The organism is Brevibacillus sp. IT-7CA2 (assembly GCF_949767855.1).
In the GTDB taxonomy this organism is placed as follows: domain Bacteria; phylum Bacillota; class Bacilli; order Brevibacillales; family Brevibacillaceae; genus Brevibacillus.
Genome location: NZ_CATKQT010000011.1, coordinates 761,989 through 783,163, shown reverse-complemented (window position 1 = coordinate 783,163; position 21,175 = coordinate 761,989). Strand labels below are relative to the sequence as shown.

At 44.0% G+C, this 21,175-nt stretch carries 19 protein-coding genes; 11 read left to right on the top strand and 8 right to left on the bottom strand.

The window, feature by feature from the left end:
• Positions 1-9: 9 nt before the first annotated feature.
• The 3 genes from asnB to ACM6JA_RS10330 all read left to right on the top strand — a co-directional run bounded on the left by asnB (position 10) and on the right by ACM6JA_RS10330 (position 4,450).
• Complete coding sequence (asnB, locus tag ACM6JA_RS10340; protein ID WP_414852201.1) at positions 10-1,827, top strand: asparagine synthase (glutamine-hydrolyzing); 1,818 nt, start codon at positions 10-12, stop codon at positions 1,825-1,827.
• A 93-nt stretch (positions 1,828-1,920) separates the two neighbouring features.
• Positions 1,921-3,237, top strand: a complete 1,317-nt coding sequence (locus tag ACM6JA_RS10335) for a condensation domain-containing protein (protein WP_414852200.1) — start codon at positions 1,921-1,923, stop codon at positions 3,235-3,237.
• 46 nt (positions 3,238-3,283) lie between these two features.
• Positions 3,284-4,450 carry a cytochrome P450 gene (locus tag ACM6JA_RS10330; protein ID WP_414852199.1) on the top strand — a complete coding sequence of 389 codons (1,167 nt, stop codon included), beginning with the start codon at positions 3,284-3,286 and terminating at the stop codon, positions 4,448-4,450.
• Between the two features lie 181 nt (positions 4,451-4,631).
• Here the strand turns inward: ACM6JA_RS10330 and ACM6JA_RS10325 are convergent, their stop codons facing one another.
• Positions 4,632-4,856 carry a PLDc N-terminal domain-containing protein gene (locus tag ACM6JA_RS10325; protein ID WP_414852198.1) on the bottom strand — a complete coding sequence of 75 codons (225 nt, stop codon included), beginning with the start codon at positions 4,854-4,856 and terminating at the stop codon, positions 4,632-4,634.
• Positions 4,857-4,952: 96 nt separating this feature from the next.
• Positions 4,953-5,840 carry a LysR family transcriptional regulator gene (locus ACM6JA_RS10320; RefSeq protein WP_414852197.1) on the bottom strand — a complete coding sequence of 296 codons (888 nt, stop codon included), beginning with the start codon at positions 5,838-5,840 and terminating at the stop codon, positions 4,953-4,955.
• 110 nt (positions 5,841-5,950) lie between these two features.
• Between ACM6JA_RS10320 and hutG the strand changes: the two genes are divergently transcribed.
• The 3 genes from hutG (at position 5,951) to ACM6JA_RS10305 (ending at position 10,149) form a co-directional block, all read left to right on the top strand.
• Positions 5,951-6,919 (top strand): formimidoylglutamase, encoded by a 969-nt coding sequence (gene hutG / locus ACM6JA_RS10315; protein WP_414852196.1) that lies wholly within the window; start codon positions 5,951-5,953, stop codon positions 6,917-6,919.
• A gap of 12 nt (positions 6,920-6,931) precedes the next feature.
• The gene (gltS, locus tag ACM6JA_RS10310; protein WP_414852195.1) at positions 6,932-8,119 is read left to right on the top strand and encodes a sodium/glutamate symporter; all 1,188 of its coding nucleotides are present in this window, start codon (positions 6,932-6,934) and stop codon (positions 8,117-8,119) included.
• Positions 8,120-8,574: 455 nt separating this feature from the next.
• A complete protein-coding gene (locus ACM6JA_RS10305) occupies positions 8,575-10,149 on the top strand; it encodes an FAD-dependent oxidoreductase (protein ID WP_414852194.1) in 1,575 nt (524 codons plus the stop codon).
• Between the two features lie 81 nt (positions 10,150-10,230).
• On the opposite strand, the gene ACM6JA_RS10300 is transcribed toward ACM6JA_RS10305, so the two are convergent.
• Positions 10,231-10,836: an AAA family ATPase gene (locus tag ACM6JA_RS10300; protein WP_414852193.1), complete on the bottom strand. Its 606-nt coding sequence runs from the start codon at positions 10,834-10,836 to the stop codon at positions 10,231-10,233.
• Positions 10,837-10,995: 159 nt separating this feature from the next.
• Here ACM6JA_RS10300 and ACM6JA_RS10295 point away from each other — a divergent pair, with 159 nt between their 5' ends.
• Together ACM6JA_RS10295 and ACM6JA_RS10290 are read left to right on the top strand one after the other, a co-directional pair.
• Positions 10,996-11,469 (top strand): hypothetical protein, encoded by a 474-nt coding sequence (locus tag ACM6JA_RS10295; protein WP_414852192.1) that lies wholly within the window; start codon positions 10,996-10,998, stop codon positions 11,467-11,469.
• A 30-nt stretch (positions 11,470-11,499) separates the two neighbouring features.
• A complete protein-coding gene (locus ACM6JA_RS10290) occupies positions 11,500-12,087 on the top strand; it encodes a DUF3238 domain-containing protein (RefSeq protein WP_414852191.1) in 588 nt (195 codons plus the stop codon).
• A 159-nt stretch (positions 12,088-12,246) separates the two neighbouring features.
• On the opposite strand, the gene ACM6JA_RS10285 is transcribed toward ACM6JA_RS10290, so the two are convergent.
• Positions 12,247-12,621 carry a hypothetical protein gene (locus tag ACM6JA_RS10285; protein WP_414852190.1) on the bottom strand — a complete coding sequence of 125 codons (375 nt, stop codon included), beginning with the start codon at positions 12,619-12,621 and terminating at the stop codon, positions 12,247-12,249.
• A 181-nt stretch (positions 12,622-12,802) separates the two neighbouring features.
• On the opposite strand from ACM6JA_RS10285, the gene ACM6JA_RS10280 reads away from it, so the two are divergent.
• On the top strand, positions 12,803-13,372 hold the full coding sequence (locus tag ACM6JA_RS10280) for a GNAT family N-acetyltransferase (RefSeq protein ID WP_414852189.1): 570 nt from the start codon (positions 12,803-12,805) through the stop codon (positions 13,370-13,372).
• Positions 13,373-13,437: 65 nt separating this feature from the next.
• On the opposite strand, the gene ACM6JA_RS10275 is transcribed toward ACM6JA_RS10280, so the two are convergent.
• Positions 13,438-14,898 carry a flavin monoamine oxidase family protein gene (locus ACM6JA_RS10275; protein ID WP_414852188.1) on the bottom strand — a complete coding sequence of 487 codons (1,461 nt, stop codon included), beginning with the start codon at positions 14,896-14,898 and terminating at the stop codon, positions 13,438-13,440.
• A gap of 155 nt (positions 14,899-15,053) precedes the next feature.
• Here ACM6JA_RS10275 and ACM6JA_RS10270 point away from each other — a divergent pair, with 155 nt between their 5' ends.
• The gene (locus tag ACM6JA_RS10270; protein WP_414852187.1) at positions 15,054-15,617 is read left to right on the top strand and encodes a putative glycolipid-binding domain-containing protein; all 564 of its coding nucleotides are present in this window, start codon (positions 15,054-15,056) and stop codon (positions 15,615-15,617) included.
• 190 nt (positions 15,618-15,807) lie between these two features.
• Here ACM6JA_RS10270 and ACM6JA_RS10265 read toward each other — a convergent pair whose 3' ends face one another.
• The 3 genes from ACM6JA_RS10265 to ACM6JA_RS10255 all read right to left on the bottom strand — a co-directional run bounded on the left by ACM6JA_RS10265 (position 15,808) and on the right by ACM6JA_RS10255 (position 18,216).
• Positions 15,808-16,362 carry a DUF1700 domain-containing protein gene (locus ACM6JA_RS10265; protein ID WP_414852186.1) on the bottom strand — a complete coding sequence of 185 codons (555 nt, stop codon included), beginning with the start codon at positions 16,360-16,362 and terminating at the stop codon, positions 15,808-15,810.
• Between the two features lie 3 nt (positions 16,363-16,365).
• Positions 16,366-16,698 (bottom strand): PadR family transcriptional regulator, encoded by a 333-nt coding sequence (locus ACM6JA_RS10260; protein WP_414852185.1) that lies wholly within the window; start codon positions 16,696-16,698, stop codon positions 16,366-16,368.
• A gap of 348 nt (positions 16,699-17,046) precedes the next feature.
• Complete coding sequence (locus tag ACM6JA_RS10255; protein WP_414852249.1) at positions 17,047-18,216, bottom strand: serine hydrolase domain-containing protein; 1,170 nt, start codon at positions 18,214-18,216, stop codon at positions 17,047-17,049.
• 935 nt (positions 18,217-19,151) lie between these two features.
• On the opposite strand from ACM6JA_RS10255, the gene ACM6JA_RS10250 reads away from it, so the two are divergent.
• On the top strand, positions 19,152-21,173 hold the full coding sequence (locus tag ACM6JA_RS10250; protein WP_414852184.1) for an endonuclease MutS2: 2,022 nt from the start codon (positions 19,152-19,154) through the stop codon (positions 21,171-21,173).
• Positions 21,174-21,175 lie beyond the last annotated feature (2 nt).

Sequence of the window (21,175 nt, the reverse complement as noted above, 5' to 3'; positions counted from 1 at the left end):
GAGGTTACTATGTGTGGAATTGTGGGATGGCTTGACTGGGATGACGATTTGTCATCCCAGCATGCTATTTTGCACAAAATGGCTCAAGCGATCCAACACCGCGGACCAGACGAAGAGGGATATTGGTTGTCTCCCCGGGCAGCGATTGCGCATCGGCGCCTGATCGTGATCGACCCAGAAGGCGGCAAGCAGCCAATGATCTACCGGGAAGGAGATCAGACGTGTGTCTTATCGTTTAATGGGGAAATCTACAATTATTTGGAACTGCGCCGCCAGTTAGAGATGCTTGGGCACTCCTTTCAAACCAATTCTGATACGGAAGTATTACTGCACGCTTTTTTGGAATGGAGAGAGGAATGTGTCCGTCATCTCAATGGGATTTTTGCATTCGCCATTTGGGACGAAAAAAATCATCGCTTGTTTTTAGCGCGTGACCACTTAGGTGTAAAACCATTATTTTATTGCCAACGAGGGAGCTCGTTCTTGTTTGGCTCCGAACTGAAGGCCTTGCTTGCCCATCCAAAAGTGAAGCCTGAAGTAGAAGCGGATGGGTTAGCAGATATTATCGGACTCGGTCCGGCGAGAACGCCTGGATTTGGCATTTTCCGCAATGTAAATGAGATTCGAGCTGGACATTGTGTAACAGTCACGAAGGATCAAATCAGGACAAGGCCATACTGGAAACTTGAGAGCAAGATGCATACCGATGATATGGATACAACGACAGAAAGAATACGCGCCCTGTTACAAGACACGGTACAACGCCAGTTAATCTCTGACCTGCCTTTGGTTAGTATGCTGTCTGGCGGTTTGGACTCTAGTGGCTTGGTGGCTTTAGCTGCTGAAGAGCTTCGTAAAAAAGGGAAGACGTTGCAAACCTATTCGGTTGATTTTGTTGACAATGATCAGCATTTTGAAGAAGGGTTGCTGCATATTAGCTTGGATGCGCCATGGGCAAAATCAGTCTCAGAGCATGTACAAACGAGGCATCAAGAGATTACCTTCAACGCTCAAGATCTGATTACTCATTTTCATATGCCGTTGAGAGCGCGTGATCTACCGGGATTAGGGGAGACGGATACCTCGCTCTATTTGTTCTGCCGGGAAATGAAGAAAAAAGCGACTGTCTCGCTATCAGGTGAATCGGCAGACGAAGTGTTTAACGGGTATCCTTGGTTTCAGAAGGAGAAATTCTTGAATTCAGGAAAATTCCCTTGGATGGAGCATGACGGGTGGAGTTCCTTTTTAAATGAAGAAGCCATCGAAAAGATTCGCCCACAAGAATATCTTCGCAGGCGGTATGAAGAAGGGATTGCTGAGGTACACCCTTTGGAAGGGGAGACAGCATTGGAAGCTCAACAGCGCAAAATGTCGTACCTCTTTATCACACGGTTTCTTCCGTTGCTATTGGATCGCAAGGATCGAATGAGTATGTATACGGGGTTTGAAGTACGTGTTCCTTATTGTGATTACCGTCTGGTTGAATATTTATGGAATGTTCCATGGAAAGTAAAAAATATTGATCAAATCGAAAAAGGATTGCTTCGCAGAGCGTACAAAGGATATTTGCCGCATGACGTATTGTACCGCAACAAAAGCGCATATCCGATGACCTATCACCCAGAGTATTACCATGCGATTTTGGAGCATATGAAACAAATTTTAGCGAACCCTAATTCGCCTCTACTACCATTGATTAATAAGTCTGTGATCCAATTTGTACTGGATGGAAAAGCACCTATGAATCTAGCTCAATCAACGAAGCTGATCGAATACCTCGTCCAGATAAATATGTGGTTAGAGGAATACAAGGTTTCCATTCGATAGAAGCCCTAAGATTTGCTGATAAAAAGGACAGTCAGGATGTTTTTTCCTGACTATTTTTCTTTCAAAAATTGTAGTTGAAGGGATGTGTAGTAAATGAATGTCAGTGAGGTCAATCAGAATATGGCAATCCCACAACGACTGCCTGCAAACGGAAGTGACAGGTTTAATTACATGGTCAGCTATCTTTCCGATTGCCAACTTCAAATGGTGCTGGAAATGGACGGACATGTGAATCAACAGCGATTGCTTCAAGCGATGGAGGCAAGCACCATTGCGGAACCTATCATTGGTTGCCGCTTTATAAAAGATCCAGTCCGCCCCTATTGGGAGCGACGCAGCGATTTGGCGTCAAGCGGTTGGTGTTCCTTGCAACTTCTCAGTGAGTCCGATTCCGAAGAGAAAGCTATACAGGAGTGGCTGTCGAGCCCAATAGACATCGATGCTGATGCGATGGTCAAAATTCGTATTCTGCGGACCTCAACCAAAGATATCATTTGCATCAAATTGAATCATCTATGCAGTGATGGTGCAGGATTGATAGAGTATGTTCACTTGTTAGCTTCGCTATATAGTGAGCTTGCCAAAAACCCTCGCTACGTTCCCAAGTCAAACCCTGAGGGCAGGGATCAGAGCCGTTTGTTCAAGGAGATGGGTATCCCAAATGGCGGGATGCCGCAAGCTCCAGAACCCCAGGGACCAACACTTCCTTTTACGCTTGGAGAACCAGCTAAAAGGAGACAAGCCATTCGCAGAATACCGCGCGAAGAGTGGCTGGAGCTAGCGCAAGGATTTAAACAAAAAGGGTTCACGGTAAATGATGTGTTACTGGCTACCTACATGCGAGCTTTATATCAACAAATGGAGAATGTTCCAGCTGAGCAGGTCAAAGTCATGGTGACGGTTAATGTAAGAAAATTCTTACCCACGGGCAAGGCGGACGCCATTTACAACTTATCCGGCGTTGTTCACGCCTCCATGAATCAAGCAACAGGGACATTTGCAGATAAGGTGAAAGAAGTGGCGGAATTCATGAAGAGTCAACGCGATAACAAAGAGATTCTGCATGATGCGGTAAACACGTTTGCCTTTGTGGAAAATTTTGAGTTTCAACACACATTGCAGATCATACAGGATGTAAGAAAACAAATCGTAGCGGATGGAAACAGCACACCAATATTATCAAATTTCGGTATGATTGGTACTAGTCAGATATCATTCGATGATGTGAAAGTCGCAGGTGCGTATATCGTATCGCCAGCCTATTACGCACCAGGACTGATGCTTGGAGTCAGTACGTATCAAGATTGCATAAGCCTCAACATTTCCTTCTTTGAATCGAACACAGACATTGGGTTAATAGAAAAACTCCTGGATACCATGGTAGAAGAAATCAAGTCATACCGAGAGTAGCCAGCTTGCAGCAATTACTTACCCATTTAGATAAGGAGTGAATAAAATGAATAAAGTAGTATTTCCTAATGAAATATCAGGTGCCGAGAATCTGCAACAACAGTTCGAACCCTACGGCTGGTATGCAGAAATGAGAAAAAATAGCCCGGTACATTACGATGAAAAGCAACAGGTTTGGAACGTATTTCTGTATGCGGATGTAGAGCGTGTGCTGACCGATTATCACCTCTTTTCAAGCGATACAGGCACACGAATCGCTGGTTCCCTCGCATTGAAAGAAAAGGGGATCACAGAGATGGACCCGCCTGATCACGGAAAAAGGAGAGCTCTCTATACAAAGGCATTTTCAACCAGAACACTCCAGGAGTGGGAGCCGCGTATTCAAGAAATTTCACGTCATTTGCTAGAGGAAGTAAAAGAAAAGCAAAGCATCAAAATTTTAGGTGATCTTGCAACCCCGATGCCGGTGATTGTCATTGCTGATTTGCTCGGTGTACCGTCCAGTGATTGGATGCTGTTCAAACAATGGTCCGATGTTCTCATCTCTTCCGGGACCCGCGAAACGTATGAGGATATTAACCTCAAAAAGGAAGAAATCATGAAGGAAATGGCCGTTTATCTCTCTCCGATCATTCAAGAAAAAAGAGAGAATCCGGCAAAAGATTTCCTCTCCGATTTAACGCAAACAGAATATAAAGGTCAAAAACTATCTGATCGTGAGATTATTGATATTGCAATCAGCTTGCTGCTTGCCGGAAATGTAACGACAAGTACGCTCTTGTTCAGTGTTTTCTACTGCTTTTTACTGGATCGACCAGGCGTATATCGTGAATTAAGAGAGAATCCGCAACTGGTAGATCAAGCAATCGAGGAAGTATTGCGCTTCCGTCCGCCAGCACAGGTTTTGATGCGCAAGGTTCAAGAAGATACGGATATGTTCGGAAGTCTGATGAAAAAAGGCGAAATCGTCATGGCATGGCTCGGGTCTGCCAATCGTGATGAAAATACTTTTGCACAGGGAGATCAATTCGATATCCATCGACCTAATAGCAATAAGCACTTGTCCTTTGGAAAGGGCTGCCACCTATGCCTGGGCGCACCACTATCCAGACTGGAAGCCAAGGTGATGCTAACAGAAATGATCAAGTGCTATTCTGACATCTCAATCGGTGGATTTGATAACGATCTGATCCTCAATGTAACGAGAGACTAATCATATTTTCTTAGCAAGCAGTTGAGCAGGAAGGTTATCCCTGTTCGACTGCTTTTTTTTATCGGAAAGAAGAGCTCCTAACCGCATTGTTACGACCGATTGTTCACTTCCAGGGGATATTTCTATGGAGTTTGGTTTTCCTAGAAAATAAAAAAGTAAGGAAAATAGAATTCCTTACTTTTCAATACTTATCTTTCCGAATCAACAAATAAACAATCAACCCTATAATCGGAAAAAATAATAACGCAACAAGCACGATGATGGAGAACTCCTTGCTGTTCCCTCGTCTCCTTGCATCACGGTATACCCAAATACTGATGACAATATTAATCACGTTCAAAAATAAGATGAGAAGGATCGGGAGAAACACAAAAAAGGTAGAGGGGGCATCGCCTACTTGAACCAAAGGATCACCTGCTTTTGAATATTTTCAAGACTTTCCCAATTATATATAAAGAGGAGAGAATTGTGAAATTGATTTATGGAGTCATTTTCGCAACGATCACCGGGATGGAAACTTCCCCCGAACCTCCTCCAAAAAAGCCTGCACCGCTGGGGACAAATAACGATTTTTCATATACGCCAAATAAACTGTCCGCTCCAACGCAGGCGAATCAATCGTTTTCCGAACAAGCGAAGCATCTGTTGATCCGGACAAATAGTTCTCCGGAATAATCGTAACTCCGAGATTCTCCCTCACTAACGTTAACGCGGTTTCAAATCGCTCAATCTCAAATTTGATTTGCGGGTTGACTTGTTCAAAAGAAAAGGCAGTTAGAATATCCTCTCTCGTCTGAAATCCCTCTGTACTAATGATGAATGGCTCACTAGCCAAGTCTTTCAATCGAACCGTTTCCTTTTGCGCAAGTGGATGATCCTTGTGCAGCACCAGCATTAAGCGCTCATCATACAGGGGAAATAATTCGATATCTTCTTCATCGGTGAATTGGTTGGTTATGAGTAAATGCGTATGATACTTCCGCAGTGATTCCTTTACAGCTTTTCCGCTCAACACCTCGATTAGCTTGATGTTAATAGAGGGAAAACGCCCCTGATATCCGCGAATGACTTTTGGAATCCAGTGCTTCACGGACTCAATGATGCCGATGATGAGATCTCCGCTGCCGGTCAGCTTTACTTCTTCCATCTCTTTTTTCAACATGTTCATTTGGGAAAGAAGCACCAACGATTTCTGATACAAAATTTTACCAGCATCCGTCAATTCCATTTTTCTCGTGTTTCTCTCGAGCAGGGGAGAGCCGACTTCTTGCTCCAGATTTTTAATCGCGTTACTTAAGGAAGGCTGTGAAATATGCAGTTTTTGTGCGGCTTTGGAGTAGCTCAACTGATCGCAAACTGTCACAAAATAGTGCAAATGTTTGATGTCCAACTGGATCGCCTACCCTTATTTATAGCTTCAAGCTATCAATTTATTTAAATTATATATTAGAAATAATAAGTTTGTCATTATATAATCAATAAACAAAAGGTTCAGAAAGGATGAATAGCTTGCCAAAGAATGTATCAGCAGATTTGTGGACCGGCCGGACTGACCATACGGAGAGACGAAGCAGTTTTCGTTACCATCAGATTGTAGAAATAACGGACTTGGATACATTGCAAGCTGCCAAGGATCGCACAGTCGCTATCATTGGGTTTGAATGTGAAGAGGGAGTGAGGCGCAATCAAGGACGATTAGGTGCAGCCAAAGCTCCAAACGCAATTCGGCAAGCGCTTGCAAGCCTTCCTTGGAAGGTTGAGGAAGGGAAACGGATTGTTGATGTGGGGAATGTTGCTTGTCCAAACGAAGAGCTAGAAGCTGCCCAGGAAGAACTGGGGAACGCCGTCTCTGCAATCTTTTCCAAATCCATGACGCCCATTATTTTAGGCGGAGGCCATGAGACATTGTATGGTCATTACGCAGGTGTTCGAAAGCATATTGGAAAAGAGGCTTCTCTGGGAATCATCAATATTGACGCTCATTTCGATTTGCGTTCCTATGAAGTTCAGCCTTCATCGGGGACGATGTTTCGGCAAATACTAGAGCATGACAAAAATAGCAGCTATTTTGTGTTGGGGATTCAGCGTTTCGGAAATACGCAGGAGCTATTTGATAAAGCAGATGAGCTCGGTGCCCGTTATGTGTATGAAGAAGAGATGACAGACGCACGAATGGATGAAATTACTTTATCTGTAAGCGAATTCATTGAAAAACACGATCATGTCATGCTGACGCTATGTACAGATGTTTTAAACGCAGCTTTTGCACCGGGGGTAAGTGCTCCATCTCCTTTTGGCTTAACACCAATGGTTGTCCGCACTTTGATCCGTACCGTTGCCGCTCATAAGAAAACGCTTTCTTTTGATATTTGTGAAGTGAATCCGATTTTAGATGAAAACGGAAGAACAGTAAAGTTAGGTGCTTACTTGACGAATGAAGCCATCATGGGATTACTAGAGAACAACTAAGGGGAGACAACTATGACGTTAGCACTTAATCAAGTAACGACGATTTTTCTCGCAGTAGCACTTCTCGTATTAGGTACATTCCTCGTAAGAAAGGCTAGTTTCTTGCAAAAGTTTTGTATCCCGGCACCAGTGGTTGGGGGCTTGTTGTTCGCTGTCATTGCAACGGCTTTGAAAGCGACCGGAATTTTACAAATTACATTGGATACTTCCTTGCAAAGCTTATTCATGCTCACGTTCTTTACTACCGTTGGATTGGGAGCGAGCTTTAAGCTGATCAAGCTTGGCGGTAAGCTGCTCGTTATTTACTGGATCGCTTGTGGATTTCTGGCTTTGGCGCAAAACGTAATCGGTGTGTCTTTGGCTTCAGTGTTCGGCATTCATCCACTGATCGGGATGATGGCAGGGGCTGTTTCCATGGAAGGTGGACATGGAGCGGCTGGCGCTTTTGGACAAACGCTTGAGGATATGGGCATTCAATCTGCGTTGGCGATTGGGATCGCAGCAGCTACCTTTGGTCTCGTAGCAGGGGGCTTGGTTGGCGGACCGACTGTGAAATATTTGATTGCCAAATACGATCTGAAGCCGACGGAAACGGAAGAAGTAGTGGAGGCAGTAGAAGAAAAAGGACAAGCGATTAACTCGAATACCTTCTTCATCCAAGTCCTCTTGATTACATTCTGTATGGCATTGGGAACGTATTTGGGAGAGTTGTTCTCGACTGCAACCGGATTTGTTCTTCCTGGTTATGTGGGAGCGATGTTTGTAGCGGTGATTGTCCGTAACATTGTAGACAAGCTCAATCCAAAGGCAATCGACATGAAGAGAATCAACCTGATCAGTGACGTGACGCTTGGAATTTTTCTGTCCATGGCACTGATGAGTATTAAGCTGTGGGAAGTTGCAGATCTTGCGCTTCCAATGCTCGTGATCGTGTTTGTTCAAGTAGTATTCATCGTTTTGTTTGGGATTTTCGTCCTGTTCCGTTTGCTTGGCAAAAACTACGACGCCGCAGTCATGGTCGCAGGCTTTACAGGACATGGACTGGGCGCTACACCAAACGCAATGGCGAATATGGCGGCTGTAACGGGAAGGTTTGGTCCTTCGCGAAAAGCATACCTGGTCGTTCCGATCGTAGGTGCCTTCCTGATTGATGTGTTCGCAATGCCGATCATTATTACCACGATTAATTTGTTTAAATAAAGAGGATTCAAAAATCCCTTCATGCTGGAGAAAGTCGAGCTGGAGGGATTTTTTGTGCTTACGTTCACTCTGGCCTACTATCTACGCCTAGAATTCTACAAATAATAGAAAGAAAAGGAAATAATTCCTTGACTGTTCGCATCTTGTTCTTATATATTTATATAAGAACGTACGTTCCTGTTTTTGGTGCCTTTGCAAAGAAAATCTCACCCAAAAACACAAGATTCAGGGTGGAGATGTGGAATGCTGGCTTGGCAAGAGACAGCAGGAAGGGGATGAAAAGGGGCAGCAACTCCGAGGCAAATTTGAGGCACTGATACAGAGTCAAAGTTTGCACAAGTAGAAACTAATAGAAAAAATATTTAGTTTTTTTGCGAAAATTGTAACGTATTGTCATTTTTTGCGTATTAATTGGCAAGAACAACCAAAAATCAGAAAATATGGAGGGAAGAAGAATGAGAGAACTTCATGCTGATGTGGTAATTATTGGAGGAGGTACTGGTGGCTGCGCAGCAGCACTGGCAGCAGCGAAATCTGGAAAAACAGTCATTATGACGGAAGAAACCGATTGGATTGGCGGTCAATTTACGAGCCAAGCCGTACCGCCAGATGAGCATCCATGGATCGAACAGTTTGGTTGCACGCGAAGCTATCGTACATTCCGTGACAGCGTGCGCGACTATTATCGCAACCATTATCCAATGACGGCAGAAGCACGTGTCATCCCGAATCTTGACCCTGGTAATGGTTCTGTAAGTCGCCTTTGCCATGAACCAAAAGTAGCGCTCGCTGTTTTTTATCAGATGCTTGCTCCTTATATTAATAGTGGTAGACTTACTATTCTGACGAATCACAAACTGCATGCCGTTCGCATGGCTGGCGATAACGTACTGTCGATCACAGTAGAAGATCAGGAGCATCATGATTTTCATGAATTGGTAGCACCTTATTTCTTGGATGCGACAGAATGTGGAGATGTGCTCCCACAAGCCGGGGTAGAATACGTACTTGGCGCTGAATCAGTCGATCAAACAGGAGAGCCAAATGCTGTTGTCGGGCCGCCGCAGCCAAATGATATTCAGGCGTTTACGTATTGCTTTGCCATGGATTATTTGGAGGGCGAAAATCATACGATTACCAAACCGGAAACGTATGACTTCTGGCGAAACTACAAAGCAGATTTCTGGCCGGACAAGCTACTCAGCTGGACAGGCTCCAATCCGCGAAATACTGCTGAATCTGTACGATATGAGCTGTTCCCGGGTACTAAATATTTTCCGCTCTTCACGTATCGTCAGATTGCTGACCCGAAAAACTTCCAAACCGGATTGTACAAGAGCGGCGTAACGACCGTTAACTGGCCGCAAAATGATTACTGGCTCGGCTCGATCATTGATGTGCCAGAGGAAGAGCGTCAGCGTCACCTCTACGGCGGTAAACAGTTAAGTCTCTCCCTTCTGTATTGGATGCAAACTGAGGCTCCTCGCCCAGATGGTGGACAAGGGTATCCAGGCCTGCGACTGCGCAAGGATGTAATGGGAACAGAGGATGGACTGGCGATGTATCCTTATATTCGCGAATCCCGCCGGATCAAAGCCGAATTCACCGTATTGGAGCAACATGTGAGTGCATTCGTCCGCAATACAGGCAAAGCAGAAGCCTTCCATGATTCCGTTGGGGTCGGCAGCTACCGAATCGACCTGCATCCGAGCACGGCAAACCGCAATTACGTTGATGTGTCTACCTATCCGTTCCAAATTCCGTTGGGCAGCTTAATCCCCGTGCGTGTAAATAACCTGCTGCCAGCGGGCAAAAATCTTGGGGTTACGCATATTACAAATGGATGCTTCCGTCTCCACCCAGTAGAGTGGAACGTCGGTGAAGTAGCTGGCTATTTGACAGCTTATTGCTTGCAATACGGCCTGACTCCACGCGCTGTCCGAAATACTCCTGATGAGCTGAAAAAGTTCCAAGCTTTCTTGTACGCGGAAGGCGTAGAGTACTTCTGGCCAACGATGTACGCAGTGTAAGCAGTTAGACCATCTGATTGCCTGAGTTCGGGATTTCACCGAACTCAGGTTTTTTCATGGATAGCGGGAGATCATCCAGTTTCAAGGCAGCTGAGTTGCACGATGGGGATTTCGACAAGCAATCTGCAAGATTTCCTCGACAGTTTCCTGAGGTGTCTGCTCGGAAGAATCGATCCACATGCCGAGCTTTGGTGTTTCGGTCTGCAAGATTTTATTGAGGTGGGGAATCGTCCACGCACCATACCCTGATTTGGAACGGGAAGCCTCTCTCTCTTCAATCACTTTTTCATTTGGCGTGAGTACTACAACATACAACGGACGGTTCCGAATCATTTCAACAAATTCGCTCAAAAAGGGGCCGATCACAACATCCTGTACAACGACATTAAATCCTTCTTCAAAAAAAGTGTCTGCCGTAGAGGCTGTTATTTTGTAGCGCAACCACAACTGACGAATGGCTTCTTCTGACGGTTCGGGCATATATTCCTCTCTGCCATTTACAATCATTCGTCGAAACGAATCACCTCGGAGATGAACGCCTCGATTTAGCTTTTCAGCAAGTAACTGAGCTACTGTTGATTTACCAGAAGCCATAATCCCAGTAACGAGAAAAATACATCTGTCTGGAGCGTGAAGATTGGCATTCTCTTGCAACATCATCATCCCACCTTGCTCATTCGATGTCATGTGAGTCTATTTATGGTAATCACTGGATAATTCTTATCTTTTTGAATCATAACATGGCGGTCATGAAAAGGCGATTTAGAAAACGAGGCACAAATAGGATAATATTTCTACGTGTCGAAAAAGGAAGTACAGTCACACCAAAATGAGGGGGACTTTATCGTGATAGGTCCTATTTTTTTGCGCGGGGAATTAATAGAGAGATTTCGGGAGCATCTATTGAATGTGCCTTATTATCTGGTGATTCATCAAGGAATAAGCTGCGTTGATAACGAAATGAAGAAGGTATGCACAGATGAAGTAGATGAGATCATCAATCAATTTGTACATGCTCGTTTCCCTATTGTTTGTTCTGCTGGGAGTAAAAGCTCCATACCATTTTGGGACTATCATCTCGCCTTACAATATGACGAGGAGAAGAGAACAGCTACCATCTGCGAGCTTCTCGTGCGTGAACCAAACCAGGATCATTGTAGAAAAGCGTTGCTCATGGCGTATTATTTATTGGTGAATCCGAAGACGGGCGTAGAAAGGATACAAGCCCCCATGAATCTGTCCAATTTGGCTGATTGTAAAGAATTTGAAGATATCTTTATTGAGTTCATTCCGCACCAAAACATCACATATTTGTCTTAGAAGAACAATAACACATGGAGGTGCCAATGTATGGTAAACCTGATCAAAATTAGAGCGAGTGTATTTATCCCCCTGTCATGGACAGAACCAAGGACCGATCCGCAAACAGGAAAAATCATTCAATTCGAAGGCGATTCGCGTGAATTTACCCCTTATGCCGTTAACACCAAGCGGTCCAGAGTCGAGCAAGAGGTTGTCGTAGACTTTATGAAAAAAGAAATTTTTTCTTATCAGAATACGGGAATTACAACAGAGAAGATCACGAATCCTGATGGATCGATTCAGCTGCGAAAAGGAAAAGCGAGTACAGTGGGCATTTTATGCAGGAATATGGTATGGAAATCGGATGAAGAAGTTAGCTTTGAAATGAGCGCAAGTGCGAGTAATCCCCTGAATGAGCATGCGCCTCCGGTTGACTACTTATTGTCGGTAACTGCGAAAAGGGATGGGCTTGTTCAAATCGAAGGAGCGCATGATGGTTTCCCTTGCTTTGAGTTTTATAAACAAGCGGATTTTGGGCCGTTTGAAACGATTTATACCCATGATTTCCGAGTAACAGGTGATACTCCGGCAGCCTTGGCTGGAGAGATGGAATATCATTTTCGTAAGATTCTGTAGGACGAATAGATGGCGCTAGTTTAAAACCTTGGTAAATCAAGGTTTTTTCTTTTTGATATGCGCGGATTCAAAAAAAAATATCCAAATGGCGGGATGTTTTTTTCTTCCAGACGTAGTTAGTATGTGAAAGTCCAAAAAAGCGAAGCAGCAACCTGGAGTTCATTTCACTCTGCTTTCCTTCCACCAGTAGAACAAAGTTGTCACGACAAAAATACCGATCAAGACCATCGTCAAAAAAGGAGTCTTTTTACGATCTCCCCACAGCAAGAGGCCACACATGACGGTGAGAAGCAGACTATAAACTTGAGCCGAAATATCAAATTCAAAATTGACGATTGTAATATTCAAGGAAATGGGAAAGAGACAGATTGCAGCGATCGTTCTGGTCCGCGGAAAAAGAAGAAGCAACGCACAGGCCAGTTCAGCAATCCCAATGAATATTTCGTAAAACCGCGAGTAGCCAAAAAAGTGCCACGCCAAAATACGCGGCTCATCCCCATAAAGGAAGAAAGAAAAAGCTAAATAAAGCCGCATAGTAGCTGGAATGCTCTTTGAGAAACGCTCATGGAAAGGAAAGGTTACAAAGAACACAAACGAATCAATACATTGCTTCTGCTTCTTGTCCTTCCTATAATAAACCATATCATTCACTAGATTATGGAAGGGAGTAGGCACCAAAAATCTCCCATCCTACGTTTTTGAGGAGGTTCTTATCGTGAGTAATCCGACTATGTTCGATCAATTCCCTGTCATCGAAACAGACAGATTGATCCTTCGACAACCTGATCAACAAGACATCGAAGATATTTTTGAAGTGTTGTCACATGAAGATGTGGCGAGATATGTAGGGATAGCGAGGTTTCAATCGATAGCAGATGCTGAAAATGAACTTCGATGGTATCGAGACTTATTTGAACAAAAACAGGGACTCAGGTGGGCGGTCACGGATCGTTCCACTGGAAAATTTCTTGGCAGCTGCGGCTACAAGCATTATCATGCTGTACATAACAAAGCGGAGATTGGGTATGATCTGAATTTTTCGTGGTGGAATAAGGGGATCATGTCGGAAGCACTGCGGCCCATTATCGCGTACGGGTTTACGCATATGCATCTAAACAGAATAGAAGCAGACGCAGATACGCGAAATACGGCATCTATCCATTTGCTCCAAAAATTTGGCTTTCAAGTGGAAGGAATCCATCGAGAAACGGAATTTGAAAATGGGATGTACATTGATCTTGTGAAGCTGGCGCTGCTTCGAAAAGAACATGAGTTGAATTCGTAAAAGAATCGTAGTCGAAAAGCGGCGGGGGAAGGTACGGAATCTTTCATCGTACAGACGACCCCCGCTCATTTTCTCCCCACCTCTACAGCCACGCGTAAAGCAGACTCAATCGCCCCTTGAATCCAGCCGTGATGTTCATTCGAGGTGTGCTCTCCCGCAAAATAAATTCTTCCTTCAGGCGCACCAATGTAAGGAGTTAATTCTGTCTCTTGCAACGGTTTGAACAAGGCAAAGGCACCAGCAGCATGAGGCTGCAATGCCCAATTATGTGTGACCCCCGTAACGAAGGTAGTGTACACTTGCTCCCCATGAATGTCAGCCAGATGCTTTACCGCTTGCATAACTTGTTCTTCTTTCGACATGCTGAGCCACGGAAGGTCGTCATCCTCCCATGTGTAACTGACCAAAACGATACCACCAGGCTTATCAAAACCGTGGTTGGGAAAGTAGGAGAGGCGAATAGGCGAATCGGTTACGGTTTGTCCGCTCCTTATTCCTTGTGTTTCCCAGAATCGCTGAGAAAACTGGACGCCTATTTTGGATGAGGAAACATAGTGGAGTTGACGAATGGCTTTCCACTTTTGATAGGAAAATAGGTCGTACGGTTCGACCCGAACAAACTGCAATACGGTAAAAGGGATGGTAACAATCGCGATATCACCGGTCATCTGAAACAGTTCGTCCGTGTCGGTACGCACGCCAGAAATGGTTATTTGATTTCCCGTCTCGGCGATTCGCGTCATTTTATGCCGGAAGTAAATATTGTCCTGCAATTGGGGGAGAAATGCCTGTGGCAGCTGGTCAAATCCCCCTGCTATTTCGTAAAAGCTTGTAGAAGGATCAAACAGGATGAAGTCTCGTAAAATTTCGGGAAAGGCGAGCTCTGGGAATCCTTCGAAGCCAGTCATGACCTTAATCATATCGATAGCGGGGGCGGATAAGGAAGGGCCAACAGGATTGAAGCGCATAAATTGATCCATGGAAAATCGATCGTATTTTTTGACGACTTTGGGCCAATTCTTCGCTGGATCGAGGTTGATGAAATCGATGACAGGCTTTATGGCTTGCCCGGCTAATTCATTGAAAGTACGGCCTTTTTCATGTGGAGCTACAGGGAAGCGGAGGATGTCGGGATCGCGTTGATAGATCCAACGTCTTGTTTTGATGCCATTTACGTAGATGATGTCGTTCGGAGAGCTGTTGATAAACGGATGAAGCGGAAGAGCGAATTTCGTTACGTATGCCAGGGTAAGTTCGTGCGTGTGAGGAATACGCATTGCTCCAGCGTCTAGATAATGACCATGGGTAAAAGGAGAGCGCAATGTGAAAACTCTGCCGCCTATCCGGTCCGCTGCTTCCAAAATTGTTATGTTGTGTCCCGCAGTTTTTAGCAACGAGGCAGAAACAAGACCAGCCATTCCAGCTCCGACGATGATGATATTAAGGGGGGAGTGGGTTTGTGGGAGACCATTGCGAATAATGGACAGCATGTCAGGTTGTGTTAAGGAGAAGGAGGGATTATTCATAGATTGTCTCCTTTCCATTCTTTTCCGGTACTATGATCCTATTCCATGGGTTACTCGGGTATGCGTTGTGTAAGCCGATCATACAGGACTCTACCATTTTCATCCAAGAAATGATAGGATGGAGAAAAGGGGAACAAATGATCGGAGGGGTTTGCATGTTACCAATGAATGTTATCTGGAAACCAGCGACAGGTGTCGGATATGAGCACTTGAGAATACGGGAGGGCTCGAACAGAATCCACGTAAATAGCATCGTGATCGGGAGTCAAGATGACAGCACCCTAACAAGAATCCAATATGAAATTGTCCTTGATTCAGATTGGGTCACGCGAGAGGTTTCACTGGCAATCATGGGCGAAGAAGGCGCTTTGCATCTCGCATCAGATGGCAGGGGAAAGTGGACAAACGCAGCGGGTGAACCTATTCCGGAACTCTTTGGCTGCATCGATATTGATATTTCTTGTACACCATTCACGAATACACTGCCAATCCGGCGCTTGTCGTATACACCGTTGGAACCGCAGTCTATCCAAGTAGCCTACTTCTCAGCCCATGAGTTGATGTATAGACAAGTGCAGCAGCAGTATACGTTGCTAGAAAAAAGAGGGGCCTCTTCTGTATATCAATACCGGGCAGGAACATTCATGGAGAACATTACAGTAGATTCGAACGGACTTGTTCTGATCTATCCCGAACTGTTTTTGCGTGAGCAGTTGTAACGAGACAAGAAGTGATCGTTATGACTGAATGGGTTCAAGTCATCTCAGGCAACATTTTGGAAGCAAAGGAAAGGGGTAAGGGTTTTATACCTTTTCCCTCAAAATCAGCGTTCTACTGCGTGACATACCCATAGTAAAAACGGGGTGCGGTTGGTCTATGAATGACCGCCGCGCCCCGTTCTTTTTATTATTACAATTTTATCTTTTTCTGACTAATTGCGTGTATATATTTCATTGTAAGTTTCCATAACACTTTCCCCAACAAAAACATCAACACACCACTCACAATAGAAAATGGCAAGTACTGCATTGGGCGGGTTGCTGTAAATGCTCCAATTTCGAATGTTATTCCGGCAATATCATATCCCATAAGATATCCGACAAATTTAATAATTCCGCCTATCGGTGCAATAACTCCACTAATCATAAAAGTAATGGAAAGAATACTGATAATCGGCAAAACAAACATACCGTTGACGCCTGCATAGCTATAAAATGCAAATACAGCGCCGAATTTATGCCAACTAAATGTACTGTTCTTTGAAATGGCTTCACCTAAGTATGCTTTCGCTAATTCTTTTGGGTCTCCTAACCGTTCGATGATTTGCTCAGAAGATACACCATTATGTTGCAATTCAAGCATTACACTTTTGATTTCTTTTACAATGTCAATACGCTCGGGAGTGGACATAGGCATCAAATGTTTTCCGATTTTTTCAAGATATTCATTCAAAATTTTATCCATAATTTAACTCCCCTTAATTTCTGATATAGCTGTTAATAAATTTTCCCATTCTAAGGACATAGCGTTTAAGTATTCGTTTCCTTTTTCTGTAATGGTATAATATTTTCTCGGTGGCAAGCCCTCTGTACTATCTTGCCAAGATGAAGAAATATATTCTTCTTTCAATAATCTTCTAAGAAGGGGATAAATTGTATTTTCTTTTGCAGCAATAATAGGATACTGCTCTAACTTACTTATGATTTCATACCCATAATATGGTCGTTGCTTTATTAGCAATAGAATACAAAAATCGAGTGTTCCTCGCTTAATTTGTGATTTCCAATCTTCTACATTCATGTATTGTACCTCCTGCATATGCATCGTACAACACAGTACTTTGTTAATCAATAGTATATCAGAATTTTTTTATTCAACGTAATAGAGATATCTTGAACGAAATTCAGTACCAACAACCGCCGAACGCACGCAGAAACAGCGGGCAATGTTACGCATTAGTGGCGCATAAGTCCTTGTATAGCGCGGGTTTTCCGGGCGCGTTTTGAGAGGGGCAAGATTTAAAAAGTTGCCGACAAAATCCCAAAAATACCCAAATTATTTTTTAAAAGTAAGTTGGGGATTTTGAACCAGAAAGGTATATTTTTAACTATAAAAACTATGACAAAATTTCCCGTTTTTCCTTTTTTCCTACTTGCTAAATTCAGCAAGTAAAATATTTGTAAAAGGATTAGGACTGTTATCTCTACCCAAACTGTTCAAACTGACGACCAACGTATGCTTGCCTCCAATTGTACCTCCAGCAAAAGTAGAAAACCCTAGAAGGCCACCTGTGTGTCCCCATATCGAGACACCGTTTGGAAGCTTAAATTCAATGATTCCAAGACCATATCCATCCATTCCTGCTTTACCTGTAGGAACTGTAGTAAGCATTTCTTTTAGTTGCTGTTCCTTTAGTAATTTGCCACCGAGCAAGGAAGAGAAGAATTTATTTAAGTCGTCAGCAGTAGAAATCATATCTCCAGCCGAGCTACCTGCACTTGGGTTATAAAAAGTAACGTCTTTTATCTCACTTGCTTCGCTTGGTTGAGAATATCCCCGAGCATGCTTGGTGCCTGGAATAACGCTTGAATTGCCAGGTAGGAATGTATCCGACAATTCAAGCGGTTCAATAATCCGATTTTCAATCTCTTCCGCGTAGCTGTTTCCGGTTACTTTTTCAATAAGAATCCCCAGTAATACGTATCCTGTGTTTGAATAAGACCATCTCTTTCCTGGGGCAAAGTCTGGGGGCAGAGAAATCCCCATCTTCACAATTTCTTCAGCCGTATACGATTTTTTTGTATCCATAAAATCAGCGTCTTTTGACCTTGAGTATTCAGCGATCCCACTTGTATGATTCAATATTTGCCGGATGGTAATCTGCTTACCATTATATCCGTTTCCTTGAATGACACCAGGCAACCATTTTTCGATGGAGTCGTCTAGATTCAAGCGGTTCTCTCCAGCTAATTGAAGTACAACCGTTGCGGTGAACGTCTTCGTCACGCTACCAATGCGAAAGCGAAAATCTGTTTCCATTGGTTTCTTTGTGCTCAGATCCGCTACCCCAGCCGCATAACCCCACGTTTTTCCACCCTCAGAAGTTTTAGCAAGTATCCCCGGGAATCCCAGTTGCAATGTATCCCGCATTGCTTGCTCGACGGAATTATGATCTTGTTGAGTGCCTGTTTGTAACGAACAAGATACATTTTGAGTGGGCTCTGCTTTTACAATTGAGGTTGGCGATGTGTATAGCAAGGAACTTCCAGTTATTAAAAGGGCCAGACTTGAAAATATAATTTGACTATGTATTTTCATAAAGCATTCCTCTTCTCTATTCATATTGTATAGGTGGTTGCTTGTTGTTCCCTATTAGTCACACAGCTATCATCTCCACCAATGACAAAATCTCATCATTAAGTTTGTAATCATCTTCATAATTGTTTTACCAACGCCATTCTGTCCTAACAATCGGTAAATTCCTCTTTTTTCACATGTATGTTCCCCCCTAAATGCCTTCTTTTCCTCGAAATACTCTTGTAAACGGGTTTGTTTTTCATATATACGTCATATCTGTTCTGCCTTTCACGCCTACCTCCTGTATATACATCGTACAACACAGTACATCAAACAGCAACAGTATATCAAATTTATTCAACGTAATAGAGATATTTTGAAAGAAATTCAGTATCAACAACCGCCGCGCCCCGTTCTTTTTTTGCGCTTATCGTATAAGAGGGTCTGGCCAACGCGAAAAAAGAAAATCTGACCCTCGCCATTCCATACGGGATCGGTGCGGATTAGCAGGCGGAGACTGGGATGTAGTACGTAAACAGCTTGACGTTATTTTTGCTGGCTATGGTGTGAAGGTGTACAAATTCGAAGCGGATTGACGGCAGAAGATCACATGCGCTATAGTAGAGAGAACCATATCTAGGGAGAGATGTTGATGTCGGCGGTCGTTCTTAACTAAAGCAATTCCATACAAAAGGTCTTGATTCATCATTCGAAATTTTGCCATGTAGCAAAGTTTCTTTGTGCTGGATGATAATCGGCCTTGGAATTAGTTAAGAACAACGGATATCATACAATGCCTTAGGTGAAAACCCTATCATTGCGCCCAAAATCCGTGCTGTGTTCAGCGCGGTTTTTTATTTGGTTGCGTTTTGTTTAGGTAACCTAAAAAGGGCGGAGAATGACATTTGTTCATTCTTCGCCCTTTTTTATTTTTCATAAAAAAGGAGAAATCAGTCATGAATGAAAAAGCATTACAGCGTCTCGAATACGACAAAATCAAAGAAAAGGTAATGGAATACGCTTTATCGTACGCAGGGAAAAAGCATGTAGTACAAATGATGCCGATGGACTCTGTCAAAGTAGTGCGAAGTAAGTTGGACGAAACAGCAGAAGCCAAGAATATCCTGCAAAATGGAGCCAGTGTACCGATTCCCGCGCTGGAAGGGATGGAGAAGATCCTTTCCCTCCTGGGGACGGGATATGTATTTGGTGTAAACGATTTTACCAATCTGTACCTGTTCCTGACGAGTTGCTCACAGCTAATGAAGTACATGGCGACAAAAGCACAATTGGCACCACGCGTAAGCACTTATGCAGCATCGATGTACGTCGCCACCAAATTGAAAAATGAAATCGAACAATGCATCCGTCATGGGCAAGTTGTCGATTCTGCCAGCAAAGACTTGTTGAAGGTGCGTAAGCGCATCATCGTATTTGAAGAGCGCTTGAAAAGACAACTGGATTCCATCATGAACAAATATCGTTCGATCATGCAAGAAAATGTCATTAGTACACGCAATGGACGTTATGTCATTCCCATCAAAAAAGAACATCGCAAGCAAGTGGCTGGCAGTGTTTTAGATGAATCGGCGAGCGGTCAAACCGTCTATATGGAACCGACTGAGATCAGCACCGTACAGTTTGAACTCACAGCACTCAAGGCAGAGGAAGAACGCGAAGTAACAAAAGTACTGATGCAATTGTCCGCGTTCGCAGAAGAATATACGCATGAACTAACTGTGAATGTCGAGACCGTTGGCATGTATGATTTCCTTTTCGCAAAAGCGAAGTACGCGTTGGCAATCGGAGGAGCGAATGTCGAACTAAACGAAAAAGGGATCATTGATGTCAAGGAAGCACGGCATCCGCTACTCGGACCGAAAATGGTGCCGCTTCATATGAAGATTGGTCGAGAGTACAAATCGCTTATTATTACAGGTCCCAATACAGGGGGGAAAACATTGACGTTAAAAACCATCGGGCTTTTAACCATGATGGTGCAGTCGGGTTTGCTCGTACCCGTACAGGAAGGCAGTCGCTTCTCTATTTTCCGTAACATCGCGGTAGATATTGGGGATGGGCAAAGCATCGAGCAAGCGTTAAGCACGTTTTCCGCGCATATTCATAATGTCCTGGAAATCTTGCAGATTACCGACGCCTCGACCCTCGTTCTGATTGATGAGATGGCTACGGGTACAGATCCAGGAGAAGGTGTCGCCTTGTCGATTGCGATTTTGGAGGAGCTGCACAGAAGAGGTGCGACGGTGATTGTGAATACGCATTTTAACGAAATCAAGAATTTTGCCTCCGCAACTGCCGGGTTCCAAAATGCACGAATGGAATTCGACGAGGAGACCTTGCAGCCATTGTATCGATTGCGCATCGGAGAAGCTGGCCAGAGCTACGCATTCCTGATCGCATTGAAGCTAGGTATCCCATCCGAGATGATTCAGCGTTCTCGGGAAATTACTCGGAATGGATTCACGACTACGACTACCACTACGGAAAGGCTGGAACAATACCAAGACGTAGAGCAGGAAGAGGATGAGGATGAGACTCCAAGTTATGTGGGGACACGAATAATAGAAAACCCAGAAGAAGTGGAGGTAGAGGTGGAAGAGGAAAGACAAGAGCGTCTTCCACAGGAGATGTCAGAAAAAGCCGCAGATACGCCAGCCACGCCTGAGCGTGACAAACCATTTGCTGTTGGTGATTGTGTATTCATCTCCTATCTGGGGAGAACCGGCATCGTGTTTGCTGCGGAGGACTCCAAAGGCATCGTTGGCGTCATGATTCAAAATCAGAAATATAAAATCAACAAAAAGCGCCTCGTCTTGCATATTGAGGGCAAAGAACTGTATCCGGCCGACTATGACATGGACATCGTATTCGAGACAAAAGAGAACCGGAAGAAGCGCAAAATGATGAGTCGCAAGCATGTCGAAGGATTATCGATCGAGACGAAGCGGGAGGGGTGACG